At 76.1% G+C, this 5,419-nt stretch carries 3 protein-coding genes; 2 read left to right on the top strand and 1 reads right to left on the bottom strand.

The window, feature by feature from the left end; genetic code table 11:
* The first annotated feature begins 59 nt into the window (after nt 1-59).
* Nucleotides 60-668: a uridine kinase gene (locus tag BJP40_RS00685; protein ID WP_071277626.1), complete on the top strand. Its 609-nt coding sequence runs from the start codon at nt 60-62 to the stop codon at nt 666-668.
* Between the two features lie 403 nt (nt 669-1,071).
* Entirely contained in the window at nt 1,072-3,042 is a 1,971-nt protein-coding gene (locus tag BJP40_RS00680; RefSeq protein WP_071277624.1) for an AAA family ATPase, read from the top strand.
* A 112-nt stretch (nt 3,043-3,154) separates the two neighbouring features.
* Here BJP40_RS00680 and BJP40_RS00675 read toward each other — a convergent pair whose 3' ends face one another.
* Entirely contained in the window at nt 3,155-4,969 is a 1,815-nt protein-coding gene (locus BJP40_RS00675) for a hypothetical protein (RefSeq protein ID WP_071277622.1), read from the bottom strand.
* Nucleotides 4,970-5,419: the final 450 nt, after the last annotated feature.

The raw sequence follows: 5,419 nt of genomic DNA, 5'->3' as shown, positions 1-5,419 counted from the left end.
CGCCGCGCGGTCCGCCGCGGCGGCCTCGGTAGGGTGGCCGCATGACCCGGCTCGTACATCTGAGCGACCTCCGTGCGCGGGCGGAGGAACTGCGCGCGCTGCCCCCGTCCTGCGGGCCCGTGCGGCTGGTCGCGGTGGACGGGCACGCGGGGTCCGGGAAGTCCACGTTCGCCGCGCGGCTCGCCGAGGCGCTCGGCGGGGCGCCGGTCCTCCACCTCGACGACGTGGCCAGCCACGACGAACTCTTCGCATGGACCGGGCGGCTGCGCACGGAAGTACTCGATCCGCTGAGCCGGGGCGAGGCGGCGGCCTATCACCCGTACGACTGGATTTCGCGCCGCTTCGGACCGCCGAGGCCACTGGTGCCGGCGCCGGTGGTCCTGGTCGAGGGGGTCGGGGCCGGCCGCCGCGCCCTGCGCCCGTTCCTCGCCCACCTGTTGTGGATGGACCGCGGCGCCGAGGAGTCCTGGCGGCGCGGCCGGCGGCGGGACGGGCCGGCGCAGGCCGCGTTCTGGGACGGATGGACAGTGGCGGAGACCCGCCATTTCGCCCAGGACCCCTCCCTCCCCTATGCCGATGCCCTGGTACAGGAGTGCCCGGAGGGATACGCGTGGCTGCCGAGGCACCCTGCCGCCGCCGATACGGAACCGCCCCCTCACAGATCGTGACGACCCTGGAGCACCCGACCGAACAGTCGGAATCCGGCCGCGCAGTCTGCCTCAACTTCGCTTGACCGGGGGGCCGTACAGGTCTTACGTTCTCAATGTGCGGCTTTTCGGAGTCGCCGCAGACGCGAAGCCCCCGGTTGTTCCCCCGTGATCGGGGGCTTCGTTCTGCCCTCAACCTTTCTGCGCGGGTACGCGTGAGCCCCTTGTGATCACCCTGGGTCACCATCGCCCTTGCGCCCGCGGACGCCCCCTGAGCGCTCGGTGCGCCCTTCGTCGCACACTCGCTGCGCAGGTACGATGCACCCCGGTGCGGTCAAGACCCGTCCCTGGGAAGGGCGATGGGGGAAGCTTCCGGCGGGCGTCCGCCCGGCGGCAACGGGGACACGGTTTTGTGGGGGACCCGATGGACTTCGGCACGCAGGGCACACAGGCCCCGGCCGACCTCGCCTGGATGCGCGGCGTCGACGCGTACACGATGGGGGCGTATCCGCAGGCGGAGGACGAGTTCCGTACGGCCGTACGGATCGATCCCGGCATGGCCGACGCCTGGCTGGGGCTGCACGCCCTGCGGGTCGACACCACCACGGCGCTGCTGCGGATGTACCACCACCGGGACCGCTTCGGCGAACAGCGGTCCCGGTACCGGCGGACCCTCAACTCCTGGTACTGGCTGGGCTGGTGGGTGCAGCCGGTACTGGAGAGCCCCCGCGACCTGCTCCTCGCGCACGCCTCGCACTGGCTGGACGGCCGCCACGTCCCCGAGCTGGACCGGGCCCTCGCCGAGCTGCCGCCCGTGGACACGGACCCGCAGGTCCGCTTCCTGCACGCCTGCCGGGCGTACCTGGTCAAGGACTGGGAGCAGCTCGTCCGGCACACCGAACCCCTCGTGGACGACGCGCTGCTGGGCATCGAGGCGGGGCTGTTCGGCGGCATGGCACGGGTCCGGCTGGAGATGTACGGGCAGGCCGAGCCGCTGCTGTCGGCAGCGCTGATGCGCTGCCGCAGCGAGCAGCCGCAGCGCAAGGAGCTGCGCTACTGGCTGGCGCGGGCGCACGAGGGCACCGGGCGCACGGCGGCGGCGCTGCCGCTGTACCGGGCGGTGCACCGGGTGGACCCGGCGTTCATGGACACGGCGGCGCGGCTGGCGGCGATCGCCGAGTACGACGGTTTCGACGGGTCGCCCGAGGAGATGGGTGACCTGGCCGCGGTGTCCCTCGCGAACACGGGGGCGGACGCGGTCGGCGCGGACCTGCTGGACGGCGGCGCCGACGGGCAGGACGGCCCCGGCCCCGCCGGGGACTCCCCGTCCCCGGGAGCCACAGGGACGACGGCCGGGCCCGGCGGGCCGGGCGCCGCCACCGTGCCCCCCGCGTCGGCCCCGCCCGGAGGCGTGCGGCACAAGGACGGCGGCGCCGGGCAGGGACGCGGGGTGCCGCCGCCGTTCCCGGCGAGCGCCACGGACCCGGCCCTGCTCGCGGAGGCGCTGTCCGAGCTGGAGCGCATGGTGGGCCTCGAACCGGTCAAGCGCCAGGTGAAGGCACTGTCGGCGCAGCTGGAGATGGCGCGGCTGCGCGCGGGCCAGGGGCTGCCGGTGCAGCCGCCGAAACGTCACTTTGTCTTCTCCGGTCCCTCCGGCACCGGGAAGACCACGGTCGCACGGATCCTCGGACGGGTGTTCTACGCCCTGGGTCTGCTGGGCGGCGACCATCTGGTGGAGGCGCAACGTGCCGACCTGGTGGGCGAGTTCCTCGGGCAGACCGCGGTCAAGGCGAACGAGCTGATCGACTCGGCGCTGGGCGGGGTGCTGTTCGTCGACGAGGCGTACGCCCTCTCCAACTCCGGCTACAGCAAGGGCGACGCCTACGGGGACGAGGCGCTCCAGGTGCTGCTGAAGCGGGCCGAGGACAACCGGGACCACCTCGTGGTGATCCTCGCCGGGTACCCGGAGGGCATGGACCGGCTGCTGGCGGCCAACCCGGGGCTGTCGTCCCGCTTCACCACACGGGTGGACTTCCCGTCGTACCGGCCGCTGGAGCTCACCGCGATCGGCGGAGTGCTGGCGGCGGCCAACGGCGACGTGTGGGACGAGGAGGCGCTCGACGAACTGCGGTCGATCAGCGGCCACGTGGTGGACCAGGGCTGGATCGACGAGCTCGGCAACGGCCGGTTCCTGCGCACCCTGTACGAGAAGTCCTGCGCGTACCGGGACCTGCGCCTCTCCGGCTACGCGGGAACACCGACGCGGGAGGACCTCGCGACGCTGCGGCTGCCCGACCTGATGCAGGCGTACGGCGAAGTGCTGTCGGGGCGCGGCCCCAGCACCCGCAGGCCCTCCGGGCCCGGCGCCCAGGAGCCCCCGCCGCCGGCGTACTGACCGCCGGGCCCGCTCCGCGCACCGGGCCGGCCGCCCTCCCGGACGGTGCTGCCCGTGCCCGCCGGGCACGGGCGCCGGGCAGCACGGCCGGGTTCGCGCGGGCCGGGGCGCGTCAGCCGGTTCCGTGCGGCTGCGCCCCGTCGTCCGGTGCGTCCTCGCCGCGCCTGCGCAGGATCGCGCGGGCCGGGGCGCCGGCAGCGGGCTCGTGTCGTGCGCCCCGCAGCACCGCCGAGGGGATGCCCGCCTCGTCCAGGCGGTCGAGGAACCCGGCGTCGTCGGCGGGGACGGAAGCGAGCACCTCGCGCCAGCCCGGGTCGCCGCCGCGTGCGGCGGCCCACCGTGCGAGCGCCGTGACGGCGGCGGCGGGCGGCCAGGGCTGCGCCGCCGCCACCAGGGTCGCGGCGTCCCAGGCGAGCACCTCCTCCTGGTCGGGGGCAGCGACATGGCCTGCGTGCAGAACGTGGCGGAGGGCGGCGGCCCCCAGCGGCGTGAGTCCGAAGGCGTCTCCGGCGCGGAACACGCAGCCGGTACGGCTGAGCCGGTCGACGGTGAAGGCCAGGGCCTGGGCGTGCTGGTCCAGCTCGGCGCGTTCCCGCTCGCTCACGGCGGGCACCCGCAGCAGCTCGGCGAGCACGCCGGTCGACGGGGTGGTGTACGGGCCGGGAGCCGCGGGCGGCACCGGCACGGGGCTGTACTCGAGTTCCCAGGTCATCGGCCAGCCCGCCGCATCGGCCGCCCTGCGGGCCACCGAGTCGGGGGTGCAGCCCCGGTCGTAGCAGGCATAGAGCACGTGCACCGCGTCGACGAACTCGTCCGGCGCCGGGGCGCCTTCGGCGGACGCACTGTGCTCCGCGGCCAGGGCGAGGATGTCGGCGGCGAGTTCGACGACCTCCTCGGGCGTGCCCGAGACCCAGACCGGGTCGGCGTGGCCGGGGAAGCCGCACCGCTCCGCGAGCGGCCGGAGCTCCTCGTCGTCCGCGGCGCCCGTGGCGAGGGCAGCGGGCAGGGGCGCCGCGTGCAGCAGGCCGAGCAGCTCGCCGGGCTCGGGAAGGGCGGGCGGCGGGGGCAGGGGGACACTGGAGTCGCCGGTGTAGTCCAGGTGCTGGTCCAGCAGGGCGTCCGCGAGGGCCAGGTGGGGCATCGTCTCCGGGCCCGGCGCGAGCCGCGCGTACGGACCGTCCAGGGCCGCGCTCAGCCCCTCGGCGGTCCAGCGGTCGAGCAGGGCGTCGGCAACGTGGTCCAGCTCCTCCGCGAGGGCCCGCTCCGGGTCGCCGGAGGACAGCGCGTCCCGGGTGGCGGCGGGCAGCAGGGGACCGGGCGGGGACGGGTGGTCGACGTCGCGCGCGAAGGCGCCGAGCAGCCGCTCCGTCAGCGCGGCCCGGACCTCGAAGGTCCGCCGGGCGAGGTCGGTGCGCTGGAGAGGCGGGGGCGGGAAGGGCCGGGAGGCGTGCGGCAGCGCGTCCAGGGCGGCCAGCCGTTCCCGCACGGCCCCGGGGTCGCCGGTGTCCACGCCGTCGGCCCGCAGCAGCGCCGCGTACCACCGGTGCCAGGTCAGATTCCACGGGTCCGCGCACGCCTCGCGCACCGCGGGGAGCAGGTCCTCGGCGGCGGCGACGAGCCGGTCCCGGCGCTTGCCGTTCAGGCGTCCCGCGGCGCGCACCCGGTCGGCGAGCGCGGCGACCACGGCGGGGATCGCGTCGAGCTCCGCAGGGGCGAGGTCGGCGACGGCGGGCAGGTCGTCGCGGAGCACCTCGGCGACCAGCGGCGGTGTCGGCTCCGGCAGCCCGCTCCTGCGGTCCGCGCCCCGCAGCGCGAGCAGGGTGAGCACGGCGTCCGCGGTGCGCGGCGGCAGGTCCGCACCCTGCTCCTGCCGCGCCCAGGAGAGCAGGTCCTCACGTCCGACGTCGAGTGCAGCGCTTCGGTTCACCGGGGGAGCCTACGAGCGGACGGTGCCGAATGTTCGCCACGTCGGGGGGTCATGCTCCGATCGGGTGAAGCCGGGCCGCCCGATGGCGGCGCTGCGGGCGGCACCCGGAGACGGGCGCCTCGCGGGCGGGGCGTCCTGGCACTTCAGCAGCGGGGCGGGGGCTCCCGTGGGCCGGGGGGCTCCCTGTGAGGTGGGGCGGGCGCCGCTCCTCACGACCGGGCCCTCTCCGCATGGACGGGGACGGGGTGGCCCTCACGGGCACCGGGCGACGGCGCCCGCCGGGGACGCCGGGCGCACGCGGGGCCGGAAGCGCACGTGCGGCCGGGCGTCTGCCGGAGCCGGGCGCCCGGCACAGGGCGTCCGGCCCCCGGCGCGACCAGCGGGTCGGCGGCGGCACCGCTGGGCATGGCTGCACGGCGCGGGGTGTCCATCGGCGCGGGCCTGTGCAGC

The sequence above is a fragment of the Streptomyces sp. CC53 genome (assembly GCF_001865245.1).
Lineage (GTDB): Bacteria > Actinomycetota > Actinomycetes > Streptomycetales > Streptomycetaceae > Streptomyces.
The sequence above is the reverse complement of the archived record's forward strand: the minus strand, read 5'-3'. Positions and strand labels throughout refer to the sequence as shown.